Genomic DNA, 20155 nt, shown 5'->3' with positions numbered 1-20155 from the left:
ACGCATGGATCCGCTCCGTGTTCCGCCCGAGCTGTTCCGTTTCACCGACGGCAGCAGATCAGGGCTTCCCCTGGCGATCCTGCACGCCTTCGGTGAGGCGAACGAGCGGCTCGTGACGGCGCTCGGCATCGACGACGTCCGCACGAGGCTGCGTGAAGTCGGCTGGCTGGAGACTCTCGACGACGAAGACCTGGTCAAGGCGCTGGACCAGCTGAGGAGCCAAGGCCACCTCGACGTCGTCCAGAACCACGCGGGCGACTACCGGACGGCGTCCGAATACGAGCGCCGCAATCTCCAGTACTCGCTCACTCGGCAGGGCGAAGCGGCGTACGCGGGTGTCGTCCGCGCGAACGAGGTGCTCAACGCGACCGGCGCCCTCCAGACCGCGACGCTCGAAGCGCTGGGTGAGCGGCTCGGCGAGCTCGCGAAGCAGCTCGAAGACGGTACCGACCGGCGCGTGTTCAGCACGCTCGCCGAAGTCGAGAGCCATCTCGAGGCGTTCCGCGACAACACGAAGCGCTTCAACGGCGACCTCCAGCGTCTGCTGCACGCCGAAGCCGACCTCGCGACGTTCCACGAGGTCAAGGCATCGACGGTCGCGTATCTGCAGGAGTTCCTGAACGACCTCGAGCACCACACCCACACCATCGCCACCCGCATCAAGGAGATCGACGACCACGGCGTCGAGCGGGTGCATCGGCGCGCGCTCAACGGCGCCGCCCTGGCGAGCCCGGATCAGCGCTGGCTGGAGCTCCGCAAGGCACGCTGGGACGGGCTCCGCGCGTGGTTCCTGCCCGAAGACGGGGCGACGCCGCGGGTCGAGGAGCTCCACAAGGTCGCGCGGCGGGCGATCATCACGTTGCTCCAGGTGCTGGACCGGATCACCGAATCGCGGCGGCGCGCGAGCAGCGCGGTCGCCGATTTCCGTGAGCTGGCGCGGTGGTTCACCGTCGTCCCGGCGCAGGAGGACCTGCATCGCCTGTGGTCCACGATGTTCGGGCTCAGTTCCGCGCGGCACGCGCATCTCGCGCACGCGGATCCGGAAGTGGTCAGTACGACGGCGTCGTGGCTCGACGCGCCGCCGGTCGAGGTGTCGGAGCTGCTCCGGTCGGCGGGCCGCACCGAGCGGTTCACCCGGACCGGGCGCGTTCGCGACGTCACCGAGATCCGGGCGGCCAGGGTCCGGCAGGCGCTCGCGGAACGCGCCGAACTCGAGGCGGCGTGGAGCATGCTCGACACCGGCGGGGTCGTGCGGCTTTCGGCGTTCGAGAAGCTCGACCACACTGTTTTCGAGCGGCTGCTGGACCTGCTGGGCCAGGCGCTGGGCAGCAGCCCCGGCACGGACGGCACCCGGCGGAGCACGACGTCCGACGGCCAGATCGAGATCGTCCTGAGGCCGTCGCGAAACGGCGCTGTCGCACGACTGACCACCACGAGCGGCGTCTTCCGCGGCCCCGATTACGAGATCGAGATCAGTACGGCCGGAGGCGGTGCGTGAGCCTCACGAACCAACTGGTGATCGCGGAGCGCGAAGAAGTCGCGCGCGGGATCCGGGCACTGCTGGCCACCCCGCTGATCGGCGAGCGCGGCTCCCCCGAGACCTTCGACCTCATCCGGCGCCGCCGCGAACCCATCCGGCAGTGGTTCGACTACTACTGCGGCTGGACGCTCACCGTCGAACCACGGCTCGGCTACGCCCGGCTGGTCAAGATCCGCGCGGCCGCCGATCCCACCCGCCCGGCGCGACGGGTGCGTTCCGGGCGCGCGGCGTTCGACCGCCGTCGCTACGTCCTGTTGTGCGTGGTGGCGGCCGAACTGCTCACGGTGCCGGTGACCACGATCGGCCTGCTCGCCGGCCGGGTCGCGAAAGCGAGCGCCGCCGACGACCTCGTGACCACCTTCGACGTCGCCACCAGGGCGGAACGCCTCGCGTTCGTGGACGTCCTCAAACTGCTGGAGTCCTTCGGCGTCCTCGAGACCGCCGACGGCGATCCGGAGTCCTTTGTGGACGAAATCACCGCGAAGGTGCTGTTCCGGGTCGACGCGACCCTGTTGCTGCGGATGCTCGCCGCGCCGGTCGGGCCGTCGCAGCTGGCCGTGCCCGCCGACGATGTCGCGCTGCGATTCGAGGAACTGCTGGAGGCGGTGTCGTACGAGCAGCGCTACGGCCTCTCGTCGGGCCGCCACGAGGACACGCCGAGCGCGTCGGACGTCCAGCGGAACCTGTGGTTGCGGCATACGGTCTTCCGCCGTCTCGTGGACGACCCGGTGCTGTACTTCGCCGAACTGACCGCGGAGGAGCGCGCGTACCTCGGGTCGCCGACCGGGCGCCAGTTGCTGCGGCGTGCCGCGGAGCAGGGCGGTTTCGTCCTCGAAGAACGCGCGGAGGGCGTGCTGCTCGTCGACGTCGACGGGCTGGCCACCGACGAGCGTTTCCCGGACGACGGCAGCAACGCCAAGGTCGCCGCGCTCCTGCTGCTCGACGCGCTGGACGAGCCGCGGACGGCCGACTACCTGCGCAACGCCACCGCGAAACTGCTGAAACGGTTCCCGCGCTGGGCCAAGACCTACCGGGGCAAGGACGGCGTGCGACGGCTGACCGTCGACGCGCTCGCGGTGCTGACCGGCTTCGGCCTGATCCGCACCGAAGGCGAACTCGTCCGGCCACTCCCGGCCGCCGCGAGGTACACCGACCGAAACGAGGAGGCGCCGTGACCGTGACGAGGTGGATCCCGTCCCGTGCGGGCATCCTCAACATCTGGCGCTACTACGACGAGATCTTCGAGTTCCACGACGGGCGGCTGCTGCTGCGCGGCCCCAACGGGAGCGGGAAGTCGAAGGCGCTGGAACTGCTGCTGCCGTTCCTGTTCGACGCGAGCCTGCGCGCCAACCGGCTGTCGACCTTCGGCACCAGCGAACGCAGCATGCACTGGAACCTGATGGGCGAAGGCGCTTCCGGCGCCACGCGGGTCGGGTACGTGTGGCTCGAATTCGGTATGGCCGGGGACAAGTGGTTCACCTGCGGCGCGCGGCTTCAGGCGAGTACGCACACCAGCACGGTGCACGCCGACTTCTTCACCACCGGCCTGCGAGTGGGTGACGGTTTGCCGCTGGTCAACGAGGCAGGCCAGCCGCTGACCAAGAACGCGCTGGAGGAAGCCCTCGGCGAGGACGGGACGGTGCACGCCGGCGCGTCCGAATACCGCGCGGAGATCCGCGCGAAACTGTTCCCCACCTTGAGCGAACAGCGGTACGACGCGCTGATCACCGCGCTGCTCCAGCTGCGGATGCCCAAACTCTCGCAGCGGCTCGACCCGAGCCTGCTGTCCAACCTGCTCTCCCGCGCGCTTCCGCCGTTGGGGCAGCAGGAGATCGCGGACCTCGCCGAGGGATTCGAGCGGCTCGACGCGCAGCGTGAACGGCTTGGCTCGCTGGAGACCGAGGTCGACGCGACCCGCGCGCTGGCCGCGCGGCAGAGGACCTACGCCCAGCGTGTGCTGCGCGCGGGCGCCGCGAACCTCATCGCCGCGACCACCGAACTCGACGAACTCGCCGCGGCCGCCCGCCGTTCGGCCGAGGAGTACGACGAGGTCGCCGCGAAGAAGGAGGCCGCCGAGGCGCGGGCGGCGAAGCTCGAAAAGGACGTCGAGGAGGCCGAAGCCCGTCTTTCCGGGCTGACCGAGTCCGACTCGTACCGAAAAGGCCAGGAACTCGACAAGCTGCGGCAGCGGACCCTGTCCACGCGCGAAAAGGCGGAAACGCTGCGCGCGGACGCGGATCGGCTCCGCGCCGAGGCGGACGCCGACGAGGAGCGGTCGAAGGCGGCGAAGCAGGTCGCGAAACGGCAGGCCGACCTCGTCCGCTCGATGGAGACGGAGGTCCGTGCCGCCGCGACCCGCGCGAATCTGGCCGGGGTGCACGACGAACTCGTCGCCGGTTTGAAGGAATCGGAACCGGCCCGGCTCCGTCCGTTGCTGCAGGCCGCCGTCCGCGGCAAACGTGACCAGGTCGAAAGCGTCGGCAAGGCGCTGGACGCCCACGAACGCGCCGTCGGCCGCCGTCATCAGGCGGAAGCGGATCTCGACCGGGCGAGGTCGGACTTCTCGGCCGCGCGGGAACGGCTGGACCTCACGACGGCGACGCGGGAGCTCGCGCTGAGCGATCTGCGCACCCGGCTCGCCGAATGGGCGATCGGCTGCCGTGAGCTGCGATTCCCCGACGTGGAAGCGCTCGTCCGGGACGCCGAGGCGGAAGTCTCGTTGCTGGGCAGGATCAGCGCGGTCGCCGAAACCGTGCTGGAGGACATCGTCCGGCGGGAGGCGGCGACCGGTGCCGCGCTGGCCGCGGTGCGTGCCGAGCACGACGAGCTCCTCGTCGAGGCGGGCGTGCTCGAAACCGAGGACGTCCTCGCGCCCGAGGCGCCGCGCACCCGCACGGCGGACCGGGCGGAGATGAGCGGCGCGCCGCTGTGGCGGTTGGTCGATTTCGCCGGCTCGGTCCCGGAAGGCACGCACGCGGGGATCGAGGCCGCGCTCGAAGGCGCCGGGCTGCTGGACGCCTGGGTGAACTCCCACGGTGTCGTCGAAGGACACGACGTCCTCGCGGAGACCGGGACGCTGCCGGTGGTGACCTCCGGCCGTTCGCTCGCCGACGTCCTCGTGCCGGAGCCCGACGCGGAACTCTCCCCGGCGAAGATCCGCCGGATCCTCGAAGTGATCGCCTTCGACGACGTGCTTCCCGCCGGTCCCGCCGCGATCGGCGCGGACGGCGCCTGGCGGATGGGCGGCCTGTCGGGCAGTTGGACGAAGGAAGCCCCGTCGTACATCGGTGCCGCCGCTCGCCTGCGCGCCAGGGAGCGCCGGATCGCCGGTCTGCGAGACGAGATCTCCCTCCGCGAGAAGACGATCGCCGAATTGGACGGCGAATTGGCCGCGCTGCGCGGCAGGCGCGAACTGATCAAGATCGAACGTGCCGCCCGGCCCGGCCACGATGATCTCCTTGCCGCGACCGGGGAATCGACGGCGGCCGAGGCCGAGCTGACCGCCGCCGACGCGGCCGTCCGGCACGGGGAGACAGCCGTCTCCGCGCTGGAGATCGAGGCCAAGACCGCCCTGCACGAGCTGACCGCGCGGGCTTCGGAGAACGGGCTGCCGACCGAACGCGCGCCGCTGACCGCGCTCGCCACGGCCCTGCGCACCTACTCCGACCAGGGCGAGAACTGGTTGTACGAGCACGGAAACCTGATCACCGCGCAGCAGCGGGCCGAGCTGTGCGCCGAGCAGGCGGACCGGTCGGAGACGAACGCCGCCCGGCGCGAGGACGAGGCTTCCGAAGCCGAGGCCGAACGCACCAAGCTCACCGCGATGCTCGACGCGATCGAGGGCAGCGTCGGCACCGGCCAGCGCGAGGTGCTCGCCGAAATCGACGGCCTGCGCACGAAACTGCGCGAACTCGCCGTCGAACTCCGCGCCGCGAATTCCGAAGCCAAGGAACTCGCGGTCCGGCTCGGCGCACTCGGGGTCCGGCGCACGACCGACGCGGCCGCCCGTGAGGACGCCACCAGGAAGCAGGACGCCGCCGCGCTCCGGTTCCGGAAGCTCGCCACCGGCGTCTTCCCCGCGGACGGCGGGATCGAGGACCTGCCGAAGTTCCAGGCCACCCTCTCCGCCTCCGACGGCGTGCGGTCGGCCCTCGACACGGCTCGCCTGGTGGCGGCGGCGTGGCCGTCCGTGCCGCATGCGCCGAGCAACCTCGGCGAGGCGCTGCACCGGCTTTCCGAGGCCGTGCACACCTGCCGGAACACGCTCAGCTCGCGGGCGGAACTCGATTTGGAGACCGACGAGGACGTCCAGATCTTCACCGCCGTCGTCGACGGGCTGCGGGTCGGCGCGGCCGAACTGCTGAAGATCCTCTACGCCGAAGCGGAACAGAGCAGGCACGAGATCACCGACCGCGAAAGCGACCTGTTCGACAAGACGCTGACCGGTGACACGCGCCGTCATCTCGCGGCCCGTATCCGGCAGGCCAACGACCTCGTCGACGGGATGAACGCGCGCCTCGAACGCGTGCGGACCGCGTCCAGGGTCGCCGTCCGGCTGGTCTGGCAGGTCTCCCCCGATCTGCCGCCGGGTACCAAGACCGCGCGGGACCTGCTGCTGAAGGATCCGGACCAGCTGACCGCCGAGGACCGCGTGTCACTGCACAGGTTCTTCCGCGAGCGCGTCGAACAGGCGAAGGCGGACGACACCGCGACGAGCTGGGAGCAGCAGCTCGCGCAGGTCTTCGACTACACGTCATGGCACCGGTTCGTGGTCAAGGTCGACCGCGCGAACGGGGCGGGCTGGCAGCTGCTGACCAAGAAGCTGCACGGCGCGCTTTCCGGTGGGGAGAAGGCGATCGCGTTGCATCTGCCGCTGTTCGCCGCCGTCGCCGCGCACTACCAGGCCGCGCCCGAGGCGCCGAGGGTGATCCTGCTCGACGAGGTGTTCGTCGGCGTCGACACCACCAACCGGGGGCAGGTGTTCGGCCTGCTGTCCGCACTCGACCTCGACCTGATGCTGACGTCGGACCACGAATGGTGCACCTACGCCGAACTCGGCGGCGTCGGCATCCATCAGCTCATCACCGGTGGTGACGGCGACGACGCGGTGACCACGGCGCGGTTCACCTGGAACGGGCACGACCTCCTGCCCGCCGAACCGCGTTAGCCTGAGCGGCCCCAAAGCCGGGCGCAGCGGGGCCCTTTCCGGCGTTCGTCCTTGTGCGACGGCGGAAGGTGCGATTACGTTCCCACCGGTGGCGCCGACGGCCGTACGGATCCAGGTGCTGGGGTCGCTGCGTGTATGGCTCGACGGGACGGAAGTCGACCTCGGCCCGCCGGGGCGCCGCGCCGTGCTGGGACTGCTGGCGCTCGCCGGCGGCGAGGCGATGTCCAAGCAGGATCTGGTGGACGCGCTCTGGGGCGAACGGCCGCCGCGCAGCGCGGTGAACGTGCTCCAGACCCACGTCAAACATCTGCGGCGGCTGCTGGAACCCGGCCGCCCGCCGCGGTCCGGCAGCGAGCTCCTGCCGCATGTCGGCGGCGGTTACGCCTTGCGCTGGGACGCCGTCGAAATCGACCTGCCGCACGTCCGGGGTCTCGTCGCCGAAGGCAACGACGCCCAGCGTGACGGCGAGACGGGCCGGGCCGCCGCCTTGTTCGGCGAGGCCCTGCGCTGGTGGCACGGTAAACCGCTGGCCGACATCCCTTCGCTCGCAACGCATCCGAAGGTCGTGTCGCTGGTCGCGGAACGCCGTTCGCTGCTCGCCCGGTACGGTGACGCGATGCTCGCCCTCGGCGCCGCCGAAGAGGTGCTGACGGAACTCGTCGAGGCCGCCGCGGACCAGCCGCTGGACGAACCCGCGCAAGCGCGGCTGATCCGCGCGTATCACGGCGCCGGGCAGCGGGCCACGGCTTTCCGTCTGTACCACCAGGTTCGCGAACGGCTCATCGAGGAACTGGGCGTCGATCCCGGACCAGAACTGCTCGCGGCGCACGCCGCCCTCCTCGACGACGGCAAGCCGATCGGGATCGTCGAGGTCGGCCCGGCGAAGCGGGTCCCCCGGCAATTACCCGCCGAACCGCACTGGTTCACCGGCCGGGCCACCGAACTGTCCATTTTGGACGAACTGCTGCCGCGTCCCGGCGGACACGGCGGCACGGTGGCGATCGCGGCCGTCTCGGGGAGCGCGGGCGCCGGGAAGACCGCGCTGGCCGTGCACTGGGCGCACCGCGTCTCCGGCCGGTTCCCCGACGGGCAGTTCTACGCGAACCTGCGCGGCCATTCGGCGGGCCCGCCCGCGACCGCGCTCGAAGTGCTCAGCCGGTTCCTCTCCGCGCTGGAGATCCCCGCCGAACGCGTACCCGCCGACACGGAAACCGCGTCGGCGCTGTACCGGACGCTGATGACCGACCGGAAAGCCTTGGTAGTGCTGGACAACGTCGCCGGCGCCGAGCAGGTCCGGCCGCTGCTGCCCGCCGGCCCCGGCTGTCTGGTGCTGGTGACCGGCCGCGATCGGATGACCGGGCTGATCGCCCTGCACGGCGCCCGGCGGCTCACGCTGGACATGCTCGATCCCGGTGAGGCACTGGAGTTGCTGGGCCGGGTCATCGGCACGGAACGGATCCGGGCCGAACACGAGGCGGCCGCCGAAATCGCCGGGCTCTGCGCGTATCTGCCACTCGCGCTGCGGATCGCGGCGGCCAATCTCGCCGACAACCCCGGTTTTGGCCTGGAGGACTACGCCATCGAGTTGCGCAAGGGCAACCTGCTCGCCGCGCTCAGTGTGCCGGGTGACGAACAGATCGCGGTCCGGACGGCCTTCGACCTCTCTTACGCGGCCCTGCCCGGCGAAACGCGGCGTTCGTTCCGGTTGCTGAGCCTGATACCGGGCAACGACATCGGCGTCGAACCGGTCGAAGTCCTCACCGGCCTGCGTGAAACGCGACCGATGCTGGACACGCTCGCGGGGGCGCATCTGGTCGAGCAGCACGCTCCGGATCGGTATCACTTCCACGACCTGCTTCGCCGCTATGCCGCCGATCGCCTGGATGCGGAGGAAACCCGTGCCGAACGCGATGCCGCCCGCCGGCGGTTGCACGAGTGGTACCTGCGTGCGGTCGACCGCGCGGCGCGGCTGGTGTACCCGCACATGTTCCGCGGCCATCCGGTCGTACCCGGCGGCCGGATCCCCAGCGCCGTCACGGAAACACCGGCGGACTGGCTGGAGTCGGAACTGGGCGCCATCGTCGCCGTCATCCAGGACGCCGCCGGATCCGGGCCACCCGAGGTGGCCTGGTCGCTGTCCGACGCCCTGCGCGGCTACTTCTGGATGTCGTTGCGCCAGGCGGAATGGCGGGCCGCCGCCGAAGCCGCGCTGTCCGCCGCCGACGAGGACGGCGATCTCCACGCTCGCGCGTCCGCCCGGTTCAGCCTGGCCGACCTGAGTTTCCGCCAGGGCCGGTACCGGCAGGCCGTCCGGCACTACGCGGGCGCGCTCGCCCTCGCCCGGCGGGCGAAATGGGTGGAGGCGCAGGCGGCGATACTGGGCAATCTCGGCTGCGCCTATTGGCAGTCCGGACGGCTTCCCGCCGCCGCGGCGCGATTCTCGCGAGGCCTGGAATTGAGCAGGAGCAGCGGCATTCCCGCCGGGGAAGCCGTCGCGCTCGGCAATCTCGGGCTCGTCCAGTGGGAGATGGGCGATCTGCCGCGGGCGGCCGAGCACTACGCGCAGGCGCTGCGCCGGTATCGGCGGCTCGGCTCGCACTACGGTGTGGCGATCAACCTGAGCAATCTCGGGCAGGTGCAGCACGCTCGCGGCTTCGTCGCCGAGGCGGGACGGCTCCTCGCCAAGGCGCTCGACCTGCATCGCGACGCCGGGAACCGCGCGGGAGAGGCGGAAACGCTCGGCAGGCTCGCGTCCGTGTACCGCGATCTCGGCAGGCTCACCGACGCCCTCGACCGCGCGCGAGACGGCCTGCGGCTGGCGCGGGAGACCGGCGAACCGCGTGGCGAAGGCGAGGCCCTCGTCGCGCTCGCCGGCGTGCATCACCGCGCCGGACGGCACCAGGACGCCGCGCGCCGCTATCGGCAGGCTTTGGCCCTGCTGCGGGAAACCGGCGACCGGTATCCCGAGGTCGACGCGCTCATCGGCCTCGCGACCGCCACCGGGGACATCGACCAGGCCCGGCAGGCACTCGTGCTGGCCGAGCGGGCGGGTTACCGGGCGCTGCGAAGACGGGCGGCGCTCGTCGTCGACGCCATCCTCCGCGCCTGAGTCACGTCGGTTCGATGCCGCTTCGAGTGTCGTACGCGCCCGCCGGGGCGAACGTGACGACGACCCACGGATTCACGCCGTGTTCCTTGCCGTCACTGGCCGAACACGAGAACTCGCTCATGTCGAACGCGCTCCACCCCGGACCTCCCTGCACCGGGTTCACCGCCTCCTCGATCCGGCCGACCCACCGGCAAGCGGTATCGAGCACCCGAGGGGTCACCGACGGTTCGGCCCAGCCGATCGTCCCGCCGTCCGCACACCAGGAAAGCCCGTAGGTGTAGGTCCACCTCCCGGGGTCTTCGAGTACGACGGGTTTGATGGTCTTGACGCCGGAAGCGCAGTCGCGCGCCGCGTCCGCCTCACCTTCGGCGACGAACGTGAGCCCCGCGCAAAGGATCACCGAACCGGCCACGACATTCCTGATCGTCATCGTTCCCCCTTTTCCGTTGTCCTCCCACTGTTCCGCCGGTCCCGCGCGCCCGCAATCCGCCGTACGCCGAGTCCAATCGACGTCCAATCGGTGTCCAGTGCCGCCGATTAGCTTGTGGCCGCACAGTTTCCGTTGAGGGGAGCAGGAGATGAAGACAGGGCTCAAGAAGGCCATGGTCGCGGTGGCCACCACGGTGACCGTCGCGGCGGCGCTCGTCGTCGGGACCGCCGGCGGGAGTTCGGCACAGGTCGCCGGGCTGAAGGCGTACGCGATCTCGACCGACGGCAAATTGATGGCGACCTTCACCACCGACCAACCCCAGGTGCTCGGCTGGGTCCGGCTCGTCAACGGACTCGTGTGCGGGGAGACGAACCTGATCGGGATCGACTTCCGCGTCCAGAACGGCGTGATGTACGGGGTCGGCAACAAGGGCTGCATCTACACGATCAAGACCCCGCCCGAGGCCCCCGACGTCGTCGTCACGAAGGTCTCGCAACTGAGCGTTCCGTTGTACGGCACGTACTTCGGCGTCGACTTCAACCCGGCGGCCGACCGGCTGCGTGTCATCAGCGACAACGGCCAGAACCTCCGCCACAACCTCGCCACCCACAGCACCACCGAAGACTCGACCCTGACCACCCCGCCGCTCACGGCCCCGGCCAAGGGCGTCACGGCCGCGGCGTACACCAACAACGACCTCAACCCCGACAGCGCGACCACGCTGTTCGACATCGGCACCGCCGGCGACCAGGTGCTCATCCAGTCGCCCGCCAACAACGGGCTGCTGGCCCCGACCGGCGCGCTCGGTGTCGACGCCGGCCCGAACGCGGGCTTCGACATCTACAGCGACCTGAACGGCGGCAAGGCGACGGCGGTGACCGGGTTCGCCGCGCTGAACCCGGCGAGCGGCGGCTCGGCGTTCTACACCGTCAACCTGCTGAACGGAGCGGCGACCAAGGTGGGTGACTTCCCGCTGCCGCTGGGCGACATCGCGATCGCGCTGGACACCTACTGACCCCCGGGAGCGTGAGCGGGCCCGTCCCTTCGGGGGCGGGCTTCGTCCGTCAGGACGTCATCGCCAGCAGCGGCCACGCGAAAAGGGCTCCGACCGCCCCCGCCGCCGGGAAGGTGAGGAACCAGGCGCCGAGGATGTTGCCCGCGGTTCCCCAGCGCACGGCGGAGAACCGCCGCGTGGCACCGGCGCCCATGATGGCCGCCGTGATGGTGTGCGTGGTCGAGATGGGCGCGCCGAAGCCGAGAGCGGCCACGTACAGCACCGAACTCGCCGTCGCCTCGGAGGCGAAGCCTTCCGGTGGGCGGAGGTCGATCACCTTGCGGCCCAGCGTCGCGATGATCCGGCGCCCGCCGGAGTAGGTCCCGGCCGCGAGGACGGCGCTGACCAGGAAGTACACCCAGAGAGGAATGTGCCAGCCGGTCTGGTAGCCGCCCGCGACCAGTGCCAGCACCACGATGCCCATCGATTTCGCGGCGTCCTGCATCCCGTGCCCGACCGCCATCGCGGCGGCCGAACAGGTCTGGGCGATCCGGAAGCCGTGGTTCAGGCGTTTCGGCTTGCCGTTGCGGAAGATCCACAGGATGGCGAGCATGAACGCGTAGCCGAGCGCGAAGCCCAGCAGCGGCGAAACCAGCATCGGCACGATGACGTCTTCGACGATGCCGCCCCAGAAGACGAGCCCCGCCGACGGCAGCGCCGCGCCGACCAGCCCGCCGACCAGCGCGTGGGACGAACTCGACGGCAGGCCGAAATGCCAGGTGACGAGGTTCCACGCGATGGCGCCGAGCAGCCCGCACGCGACCACCGTCAGCCCGGTGACGCCGGTCGGCAGCTGCACGATCCCGGCACCGACGGTCTTGGCCACCTTGGCACCGAAGAACGATCCCGCCAGGTTGCCGACGGCCGCCAGCACCAGCGCGGCACGGATGCTCAACGCCCTGGTGGACACCGACGTGGCGATCGCGTTCGCCGCGTCGTGGAAACCGTTGGTGAAGGTGAAACCGAGCGTGACCGTGATGACCACGAGTACCGCGATCAACTCGCCGCTCACGTTACGACTCCTTGACGACGATCGCTTCCACCGTGTTCGCGACGTGCTCGAAGGCGTCCGCGGCCTGTTCCAGGCTGTCGCCGACGTCCTTGAGCTTCAACACGGTGAGCGCCTCGTACTGGCCGCCGAACAGGCGGACCAGCAGATGGCGATACTCGCGATCCGCCTCGTTCTCGAGCGCGTTCGTCTCGACCCAGTACTGCTTCAGGTCCTTGTTCTCGGCGAACCGCTCGAAGGCGGGCGCGACGATGTCGCCGAGCTCCCGCAGGATCTCGAGCTGCCGGACCATCTCCGGTGGCGGCGGCTCGCCGTCGAAGAGCCCGTACAGGTGAGCCAGTGTGGCCGCTTCTTCGAGCTGGTCGATGACGTCGTCGAGCCGCGCGGCCAGCCGGTACATGTCGTCCCGGTCGAACGGGGTGATGAACGACGTGTTGAGCTTGTTGTACAGCTCGTGCGTCACTTCGTCGTTGTCGTGCTCGATTTCCACCAAGCGCTCACTGAGCTCCGCCGAGCCGACGGCGGGATCCCCGAGACCGCCGATCGCGGCCGCGGCCCGCTCGGCGTTGCGAGCCGCCCGAGTGAAGAACTCGAACAGCTCAGGCTGCCGAGGGCGCAGTCGTAGTCGCATGCAAGACGGCCTACCCAGAAATCCGATCAAGGAAACCCCCGGATCGGCTCAAACCCTGGTCTGATATCTCCTATCTCGGAGTCCAGCCCACGGTCCGATCCGGAAACCGCCGTCTCGCAGCAGGCTGACCGGTATGAACCCCACTTTCCCCGGCCGCCGCGTCGCCGCGGTCTCGATGGTCCTCGGCCCGGTCCTGCTGCTCACCGGAACGCTGCTGCGGTCACCCTTCGACTTCTTCTTCCCGGACCAGCTCCGGGCGATGAGCGAGCATCCCGCCCTGATGACGGCCGCGTACACGTGTTTCCTGGCGGGCAACGTCGTGCTGTTCCCCGCGATCATCGCGCTCGCCACGGAGATCGGCCGCACCAGGACGGCACTGGCCGCCTGGGGTGGCTTGTCCGTCCTCATCGGACTCTTCGAACGGACCTTCCACGCCGGGATCGACCAGGCCGCGCTGGGGCTCGCCGGACGACGCGGCGCCGGCTTCGCCGAGAGCGTCGTCAGCGAGTCTTACCAGGACCTGCATCTGTTCAGTTTCCTGTCGTTCACGATCATGTTCGGCTGGTACGTCCTCGCCTTCGCGGCATACCGCGCGAAGGTGCTCGGCGTCGCAGGCTCGATCGGGCTGGCGACGATGGGACTTCTGCCCTTGGGCGTGTTGAAGGGAACCGAATTCGTTTCGATCGTCGGAACCGCGGGACTTTGTGTCGCGTTGGTTCCGGCCGGTATCCGCGCCTTACTGGAAAGTCCCCGACCGAGCCGGAAGACGATGCTGCTCACGGCGGTGGCGATTCCGGCATTGGGCGCGCTCGCTTTCGCGAGCACGCTGGGCTGAGGACTTCTCCTCAGGCCAGCCGCACGGGCGTTTTCTCTTTTCTGTCACCGGATTCGTGATCGCGCCCCGCCGGGAGACAGCTCATCAGCAGTACGACACCGATTGCCCCGAGAAGCATGTGCCCGGCGAGGATGCACAGCCCACAGAATCCGATCCACAATGAGATCTTCATTCTGGGATGGTAGGGCCCAATTCCGGAGCACGACCCGGACTTGGGAAAGACTTAAGGTCTCCTTTGGGCAAAGGGTCTGTTCGGCGTACGCGCGTAATACACCACCAGCGACCCGGTCGCGGCCAGGAAGACCACCTGCATCAGGCTCCGCGGCACGAGTTCGTCCATCACCGACGTCACCGGCCCGTGCAGTGCCTTGTACACGTTCGCCGGGAACATCCCCAGCAGCAGCAGGGTCAGCCCGGCGGCGGCCCACGGCGCCGTCCGCGACCACAGCACTCCCGCGGCGCCCGCGAGTTCGAGCACGCCGGTCACGGCGACCAGCAGCCCGGGCGCGGGCAACGCGGGCGGCACCATCGCGACGAGTTCCTCGCGCATGCCGATGAAGTGCGCGAGCCCGGTGGTGACGAACAGCGCCGCGACGCCGCCGCGCACGGCCACCGGCCACGGCTTCAGCCGCCGGACACCGGCGGCGCCCAGCAGGGACAACGTCGCCGTGACGGCGATCAACATCAGTACGGGTACGAGACCGGGATCCATGAGCATGCCCTCCGAGCAGTGAAACTTTCCACTGACAAGATGCGCCGTTGCGGACCATCTTGTCAATGACTAGATTCGGGGGCATGAGTCCCTACCACCACGGCGACCTCCGCCGGGCCGTCCTCGACGCCGCCGTCGCGGCCATCACCGAACACGGTCCGGCCGGGATCAGCCTCCGCGACCTCGCCCGGCGCGCGGGGGTCTCCCACGCCGGGCCGGTCCACCATTTCGGCGACAAGGCCGGGGTGCTCACCGCACTGGCCGCCGAGGGATTCGACCTGCTCGCCGACGCGCTCGCGGCCGAGGGCGAACGGGACTTCGTCGAGGTCGGCGTCGCTTACGTGCGCTTCGCGATCGAGCATCGCGCGCATTTCGAGGTGATGTTCCGCCCCGAACTGCACCGCGAGGACGACGAGGCGCTGACCGCCGCCCGTGACCGCGCGGGGCTTCTGCTGACCGGCGGCGCGGCGAAGGTCAGCGACGACGCGATGGCCGGGGTCGCCGCGTGGTCGCTGATGCACGGGTTCGCGAACCTGTGGCTCACCGGCGCGCTCCGCACCGAGCACCTCGAGGATCCGGACACCGCCGCCCGCGCGATCGCCCGGATCCTGTTCCCCTGAACCCGGCTCAGATCTGCGCGGTCGGCATCACGGTGACCTGCTGGAGGTTCACCCGCGCCGGGAGCGAGGTCAGGAACGCCACGGTCTCGGCGATGTCGTCCGGCTTCAGCCAGGTCAGCGACTCGCGCGCGCCGTTCAGCCAGTCCAGCGCGCCGGCGTCGGTGACATGTCCCTGAAGCTCGGTCTCGACCAGGCCCGGCTCGATCGCCGCGACCCGCACGCTCTTCGGGCCGAGGTCGGCGCGAAGGTTCTTCGACAAGTGCGTCACGTACGCCTTCGAGGCGACGTACACGGCGAAGGACGGGAAGACGGCCTGCGCACCGATGGACGAGGTGTTCACCAGGTCCGCGACACCCTTTTCGGCCGCCGAAGCGACCAGATGCGGGACGAACGCGCCGATCGCGTTCATCAGGCCCGTCATGTTGACGTCGATCATGCGCTGCCAATCGCCGGTCGCGAGTTCATCGATCGGCGCGGCCAGCATCACGCCCGCGTTGTTGAACAGCAGGTCCGCGCGGCCCAGTTCCGCCTCGACCCCGGCCGCCGCGGCCCGCATCGCCTCGGCGTCGGCGACGTCGGCCGCGACCACGAGCGCGGTACCGCCGTCGCGCTCGATCTCCTTGGCCAGCGTTTCCAGCCGGTCCGCCCGCCGGGCGATCAGCGCGACCGCCGCACCCGAGGCGGCGAGCCGCCTGGCGGTCGCCTCGCCGATCCCGCTGGACGCGCCGGTGATCACGGCGACCCTGTTCGCGTGCCGTGCCGGGGAGTTCGTCATCTCTGTGTCTCCTAAGTGGACTCGTTCTCGCTTCTGAGTCCAGGAAACCCGGCGCTGCCCGGCGGTGGCACGGTCTGTCCGACCTGGGTCCGGCATTACCAGGCAGACGATCCGCCCGTGTGGTGATTCGGCGTGGTGCCGAAGAATGGGGCGACTGTGTCGCGAAAGCCACTTTCGCGACCCCTGGGGTCGCGAAAGTGGCTTTCGCGACGCACCTCATGGCCCCCGGACCAGGCGCGAAACGCGGACACTAAACGAACTTGAGGTGCGAACGACGCCGCAACCAGAACCCCGACGCGACGGCGACCGCGCCGAGCAGGAGCACGAACGAGACCACTCCGTGCGCGACACCCCGTGTCAGGTAACCGATGTCCGTGTGGTCGATGGCGTAGGTGCCGATCTCCCGGCTGGACCAGAACGGCAGCAGTCGCGCGATCAGCCCCGACGGGTCGGCCATCATCTGCAACCCGACGACCATCAGCAGCACCAGCGTCCCTTCGAGTTCACGCGGCAGCACCGAACTGAGCGCGAGCCCGAACGGCGCCGACACGGCGACCGTCAGCGCCATGATCAGCGCGACCGGACCGTACCGGACGTCGTGCTGATCGACGAGGATCAGCGCGAAATACGGCGCTGACAAAAGGAAACCGACCGTCCACAGTGCACTCAAGCGGCCGAGGTACAGATGATGCGGGCGGTAACCCGAAAGCCTCAGCCGGGGTTCCATGGCGCGGCTCGCGCTGCCGGCGAACAGCGCGGCGGTGCTCAGCGCCCAGCCGAGACCGAGGCAGACGAACCGGATGGACTGGCCGAGGTGGTCGCCGCGCCTGCTCAAGTAGAACAGCAGGGGCAGCAGCACCAGGATCAGCAGGACCGACCTGCGCCGCAGCAGTTCACGCAGCGCCATCTCCGCGACCGTCAGAATCTTTTTCACGCGACCGCCTTCCTGGCCGGGGAGAGTTCGAGGACGGTGTCGACCCGGTCCAGCTGGTTCAGCAGATGGGTGACCACCACGATCGCCTTGCCCGCCTCCCGCCATTGCCAGACCTGATGCCAGAAGTCGAGGTAGGCGCCCTTGTCGAAACCCTGGTAGGGCTCGTCGAGCAGCAGCACGTCCGGTTCGCCGAGCCCGGCGAGCACGAGGTTCAGCTTCTGCCTGGTCCCGCCGGAAAGGTGCCGGGCCTGACCGCCACGCGCGGGCGTCCAGTCCAGCGCCGCGGCACGGGCCGCCCCGATCCGGGCCGACTCCTCGCGGGCCATCCCGCGGCCGGCGCCGATCAGGACGAAATGCTCTCCCGCGTCGAGGAAGCCCGCCGTGCCACCGTCCTGCGGGCAGTAGCCGAGCGAACCGCGCACGCGGACCTCGCCCTTGTCCGCGCCGGTGAGCCCGGCGCAGATGCTCAGGAACGTGCTCTTGCCACAACCGTTCGCCCCGATCACCGCGGCGATCTCCCCCGACCGCACCACGAGGCCGACGTCGTCCAGCACCGTCCGGCGGCCGTATTTCTTCGTGATGCCACGAGCCTCCAGCAGCACCTCGCCGGGACGGCGCCTCGGCCGTCCCACGCTTTCGGCAACGGCCGAGGCGTAGACGGCGGGCGGTCCGAAGACCCGGATCGGGTCTCCGCCGCTTTCCCGCAGGTGCACCGCCGCCTCCGCGACCACCTGCCGTGCCGCGTCCTCGCCGACGCCGCGACGACGCAGCTCGTGCGTCAGCGCGGAAAGCCATCCGTCGTGGTTCATCTTCCCTCCCGCAAGATCGAGGCCACCCCGGCGGAGAACTCCTGCCAGTCGGCGGTGGCGTGCCGCAGTGTTTCCCGGCCTTCCGCGGTGATCCGGTAGTACTTGCGCGCGGGCCCGGCCGTCCCGTCCCGCCAGCTCGCGGTGACCAGGCCGAACCGTTGCAGCCGCAGCAGCACCGGGTAGAGCGTGCCGCCCTGGATGGGGCCGATCCCGGCGGCGTCGAGCGCTTGGGCCAGCTCGTAGCCGTAGGACTCGCGCTCCGCGACCAGCGCCAGCACGCAGGGCGCCAGCACTCCCCGCAACCACTGGCCTCGCCGGTCCTGATCCACGGCGAGCAATGTAGCAGTACTACCTAGGTAGCACTACAAGTTAGTTTGACCTGCGCCGATGTGCGCGAAAAGAAAAAACGCGGAAAAATCGCCGCCACTGTCGAATCGGCGGGACGCCCTTCGTATAGGGAGTGACAACCGCACGATTGAGGAGGACGCCATGACCCAGTACCTGATAAGCCTGTACCACCCCGACGGCCCCATCCCGCCGCCGGAGGTGCTCGAACCGGTGATGCGCAAGATCCAGGCGCTCAACGACGAGATGAAGACCGCGGGTGTCTGGGTGTTCGCCGCCGGACTCCACCCGCCGACCACCGCGACCGTGCTCCGGGCCAAGGAGAACGGCGAGATCGCGATGACGGACGGCCCGTACGTCGAAGGGAAGGAGCACCTCGGCGGTTTCACCATCGTCGAAGTACCGGATCTGGACGCCGCGCTCGACTGGGGCCGCCGGGTCGCCGAGATCACCTACCTGCCGGTCGAGGTCCGGCCGTTCCAGGGCGTGGAAGACCCTTCGTGCGTCCCCTGACCACCGAAGACATCGGCCGTGTCTTCACCGAGGAGTACGGCCGCGCGGTGTCCGTGCTGGTCCGGGTCTTCGGCAACATCGACATCGCCGAAGACGCGGTCCAGGACGCCTTCGCCGCGGCGGTGGACCGGTGGCCGTCCACCGGTCCACCGCCGAGCCCGGCGGGCTGGATCATCACGACCGCCCGCAACAAGGCCGTCGACCGCCTGCGGCGGGACGCGGCCCGCGACGACAAGCACGCGCAGGCCGCGCTGCTCAACGCCGACAACGAACCAGCGGAGGAGGGCCCGGTGCGTGACGATCGCTTACGGCTGATCTTCACCTGTTGCCACCCCGCGCTGGCCGTTCCCTCGCAGGTCGCGTTGACGCTGAAGCTGCTGGGCGGCTTGACCACCGGCGAGATCGCGCACGCGTTCTTCGTTCCCGAAGCGACGATGGCGCAGCGGCTCGTGCGGGCGAAGGGCAAGATCCGGGACGCGAAAATCCCGTATCGCGTCCCGGGCGACGCCGACCTGCCGGATCGGCTGCGTTCGGTGCTCGCCGTGATCTACCTCGTGTTCAACGAGGGGTACACGGCCACTTCGGGCGAGCGGCTGGTGCGGGAGGACCTGTGCGCCGAGGCGATCCAGCTCGGCAGGCTGCTGACCGGCCTCATGCCGGACGAACCCGAGGCCACCGGGTTGCTGGCGCTGATGCTGCTGACCGAATCCCGCCGGGCGGCCCGCACCGGCGCGGACGGCGACGTCGTACTGCTGGCGGAGCAGGACCGGTCGCGCTGGAACCGGGAACTGATCGCCGAAGGGCAGGCGCTGGTCCGCGCGTGCCTACGGCGGAACCAGCCGGGGCCGTACCAGATCCAGGCGGCGATCAACGCCGTCCACAGCGACGCCGCCGACACGGCGAGCACGGACTGGTCGCAGATCGTCCAGTTGTACGACCTGCTGCTGGAGCTGAACCCGACCCCGATCGTCGCGCTCAACCGGGCCGTCGCGGTGGCGGAAGTGGACGGCCCGGCGGCGGCGCTCACCGCGATCGACGGCCTCGATCTGGAGGAATACCACCTCTACCACGCCATCCGCGCCGATCTGCTGCATCGCGCCGGCCGCGAGACGGAATCGGCGCGGGAGTACGAAGCGGCGATCCGAAGATCCGGGAACAGCGCCGAAAGACGGCTGCTGGAGCGGAAGATGGCCCTGGTCAGTCGTTGATCAGGCGTGCCGGGCCCGGCCCCTTGGCGGCGAGGACGTCACCGGGGTTCACCAGGACGCACTGCTCGAAGGACAGGCAGCCGCAACCGATGCATTCGGTGAACCGGTCGCGCATGCACTCCAGCTGCTCGATGCGTTTGTTGAGTTCGGCGCTCCAGCATGCCGAGGCACGCTGCCAGAAGGCCTGGTCCGGCGCGGCACCCTCCGGCAGGAACGCGAGCACGTCGCCGATCACCTCCAGCGGGATGCCGAGGTGGTGCGACGCGCGGATGAACGCGACCACGCGGAGCATGGTGCGGGGGTAGCGGCGCTGGTTCCCGCTGGTCCGCCTGCTGCCGATGAGGCCTTGGCGCTCGTAGAACCGCAGGGCGGAGGTGGCGACCCCACTGCGCCGGGACAGTTCCCCGATGGTGAGTTCGGACGACAGTTCGGCCATGTCCGCCATCCTAGCTTGACTTGAACCC

The 20155-nt window shown here is 69.8% G+C and carries 19 protein-coding genes; 9 read left to right on the top strand and 10 right to left on the bottom strand.

The window, feature by feature from the left end; translation table 11 throughout:
* The first annotated feature begins 4 nt into the window (after positions 1–4).
* The 4 genes from ACIHAO_RS14290 (at position 5) to ACIHAO_RS14275 (ending at position 9816) form a co-directional block, all read left to right on the top strand.
* A complete protein-coding gene (locus tag ACIHAO_RS14290; RefSeq protein ID WP_396557819.1) occupies positions 5–1498 on the top strand; it encodes a TIGR02677 family protein in 1494 nt (497 codons plus the stop codon).
* Positions 1495–2715, top strand: coding sequence for a TIGR02678 family protein (locus tag ACIHAO_RS14285; protein ID WP_396557817.1), 1221 nt, complete (start codon positions 1495–1497; stop codon positions 2713–2715). Before ACIHAO_RS14290 ends, ACIHAO_RS14285 begins: the two co-directional genes overlap by 4 nt.
* The gene (locus ACIHAO_RS14280; RefSeq protein ID WP_396557815.1) at positions 2712–6707 is read left to right on the top strand and encodes a TIGR02680 family protein; all 3996 of its coding nucleotides are present in this window, start codon (positions 2712–2714) and stop codon (positions 6705–6707) included. The genes ACIHAO_RS14285 and ACIHAO_RS14280 overlap by 4 nt, the downstream gene beginning before the upstream one ends.
* Positions 6708–6795: 88 nt before the next feature.
* Positions 6796–9816, top strand: a complete 3021-nt coding sequence (locus tag ACIHAO_RS14275; protein WP_396557813.1) for an AfsR/SARP family transcriptional regulator — start codon at positions 6796–6798, stop codon at positions 9814–9816.
* Position 9817: 1 nt separating this feature from the next.
* On the opposite strand, the gene ACIHAO_RS14270 is transcribed toward ACIHAO_RS14275, so the two are convergent.
* Positions 9818–10246, bottom strand: a complete 429-nt coding sequence (locus tag ACIHAO_RS14270) for a hypothetical protein (RefSeq protein WP_396557811.1) — start codon at positions 10244–10246, stop codon at positions 9818–9820.
* A gap of 148 nt (positions 10247–10394) precedes the next feature.
* Between ACIHAO_RS14270 and ACIHAO_RS14265 the strand changes: the two genes are divergently transcribed.
* Complete coding sequence (locus ACIHAO_RS14265) at positions 10395–11261, top strand: DUF4394 domain-containing protein (RefSeq protein ID WP_396557809.1); 867 nt, start codon at positions 10395–10397, stop codon at positions 11259–11261.
* 49 nt (positions 11262–11310) lie between these two features.
* Here ACIHAO_RS14265 and ACIHAO_RS14260 read toward each other — a convergent pair whose 3' ends face one another.
* The gene (locus ACIHAO_RS14260; protein ID WP_396557807.1) at positions 11311–12312 is read right to left on the bottom strand and encodes an anion permease; all 1002 of its coding nucleotides are present in this window, start codon (positions 12310–12312) and stop codon (positions 11311–11313) included.
* 1 nt (position 12313) lies between these two features.
* Positions 12314–12940 carry a DUF47 domain-containing protein gene (locus ACIHAO_RS14255; RefSeq protein ID WP_396557805.1) on the bottom strand — a complete coding sequence of 209 codons (627 nt, stop codon included), beginning with the start codon at positions 12938–12940 and terminating at the stop codon, positions 12314–12316.
* A 133-nt stretch (positions 12941–13073) separates the two neighbouring features.
* Between ACIHAO_RS14255 and ACIHAO_RS14250 the strand changes: the two genes are divergently transcribed.
* The gene (locus ACIHAO_RS14250; RefSeq protein ID WP_396557803.1) at positions 13074–13775 is read left to right on the top strand and encodes a hypothetical protein; all 702 of its coding nucleotides are present in this window, start codon (positions 13074–13076) and stop codon (positions 13773–13775) included.
* Between the two features lie 10 nt (positions 13776–13785).
* Here ACIHAO_RS14250 and ACIHAO_RS14245 read toward each other — a convergent pair whose 3' ends face one another.
* Positions 13786–13947, bottom strand: coding sequence for a hypothetical protein (locus tag ACIHAO_RS14245; protein WP_396557801.1), 162 nt, complete (start codon positions 13945–13947; stop codon positions 13786–13788).
* 51 nt (positions 13948–13998) lie between these two features.
* Positions 13999–14493, bottom strand: coding sequence for a DoxX family protein (locus ACIHAO_RS14240; protein WP_396557799.1), 495 nt, complete (start codon positions 14491–14493; stop codon positions 13999–14001).
* A 77-nt stretch (positions 14494–14570) separates the two neighbouring features.
* Here ACIHAO_RS14240 and ACIHAO_RS14235 point away from each other — a divergent pair, with 77 nt between their 5' ends.
* Positions 14571–15107, top strand: a complete 537-nt coding sequence (locus tag ACIHAO_RS14235; RefSeq protein WP_396557797.1) for a TetR/AcrR family transcriptional regulator — start codon at positions 14571–14573, stop codon at positions 15105–15107.
* Positions 15108–15114: 7 nt separating this feature from the next.
* On the opposite strand, the gene ACIHAO_RS14230 is transcribed toward ACIHAO_RS14235, so the two are convergent.
* The 4 genes from ACIHAO_RS14230 to ACIHAO_RS14215 all read right to left on the bottom strand — a co-directional run bounded on the left by ACIHAO_RS14230 (position 15115) and on the right by ACIHAO_RS14215 (position 17954).
* Positions 15115–15882, bottom strand: a complete 768-nt coding sequence (locus ACIHAO_RS14230) for an SDR family oxidoreductase (RefSeq protein WP_396557795.1) — start codon at positions 15880–15882, stop codon at positions 15115–15117.
* Positions 15883–16132: 250 nt separating this feature from the next.
* Positions 16133–16816: an ABC transporter permease gene (locus tag ACIHAO_RS14225; protein ID WP_396557793.1), complete on the bottom strand. Its 684-nt coding sequence runs from the start codon at positions 16814–16816 to the stop codon at positions 16133–16135.
* On the bottom strand, positions 16813–17625 hold the full coding sequence (locus ACIHAO_RS14220) for an ATP-binding cassette domain-containing protein (protein ID WP_396557791.1): 813 nt from the start codon (positions 17623–17625) through the stop codon (positions 16813–16815). The genes ACIHAO_RS14225 and ACIHAO_RS14220 overlap by 4 nt, the downstream gene beginning before the upstream one ends.
* Complete coding sequence (locus ACIHAO_RS14215; protein ID WP_396557789.1) at positions 17622–17954, bottom strand: PadR family transcriptional regulator; 333 nt, start codon at positions 17952–17954, stop codon at positions 17622–17624. Before ACIHAO_RS14215 ends, ACIHAO_RS14220 begins: the two co-directional genes overlap by 4 nt.
* 160 nt (positions 17955–18114) lie before the next feature.
* Here ACIHAO_RS14215 and ACIHAO_RS14210 point away from each other — a divergent pair, with 160 nt between their 5' ends.
* Both ACIHAO_RS14210 and ACIHAO_RS14205 read left to right on the top strand, forming a co-directional pair.
* Positions 18115–18483, top strand: a complete 369-nt coding sequence (locus ACIHAO_RS14210) for a YciI family protein (protein ID WP_125789303.1) — start codon at positions 18115–18117, stop codon at positions 18481–18483.
* Positions 18471–19691 carry an RNA polymerase sigma factor gene (locus tag ACIHAO_RS14205; protein WP_396557787.1) on the top strand — a complete coding sequence of 407 codons (1221 nt, stop codon included), beginning with the start codon at positions 18471–18473 and terminating at the stop codon, positions 19689–19691. The genes ACIHAO_RS14210 and ACIHAO_RS14205 overlap by 13 nt, the downstream gene beginning before the upstream one ends.
* Here the strand turns inward: ACIHAO_RS14205 and soxR are convergent.
* A complete protein-coding gene (gene soxR, locus ACIHAO_RS14200; protein ID WP_396557785.1) occupies positions 19681–20127 on the bottom strand; it encodes a redox-sensitive transcriptional activator SoxR in 447 nt (148 codons plus the stop codon). The genes ACIHAO_RS14205 and soxR overlap by 11 nt on opposite strands.
* Positions 20128–20155 lie beyond the last annotated feature (28 nt).

It is taken from the genome of Amycolatopsis sp. NPDC052450, assembly GCF_044547565.1.
GTDB lineage: Bacteria > Actinomycetota > Actinomycetes > Mycobacteriales > Pseudonocardiaceae > Amycolatopsis.
This window is presented reverse-complemented; position numbering and strand designations above follow the sequence as displayed.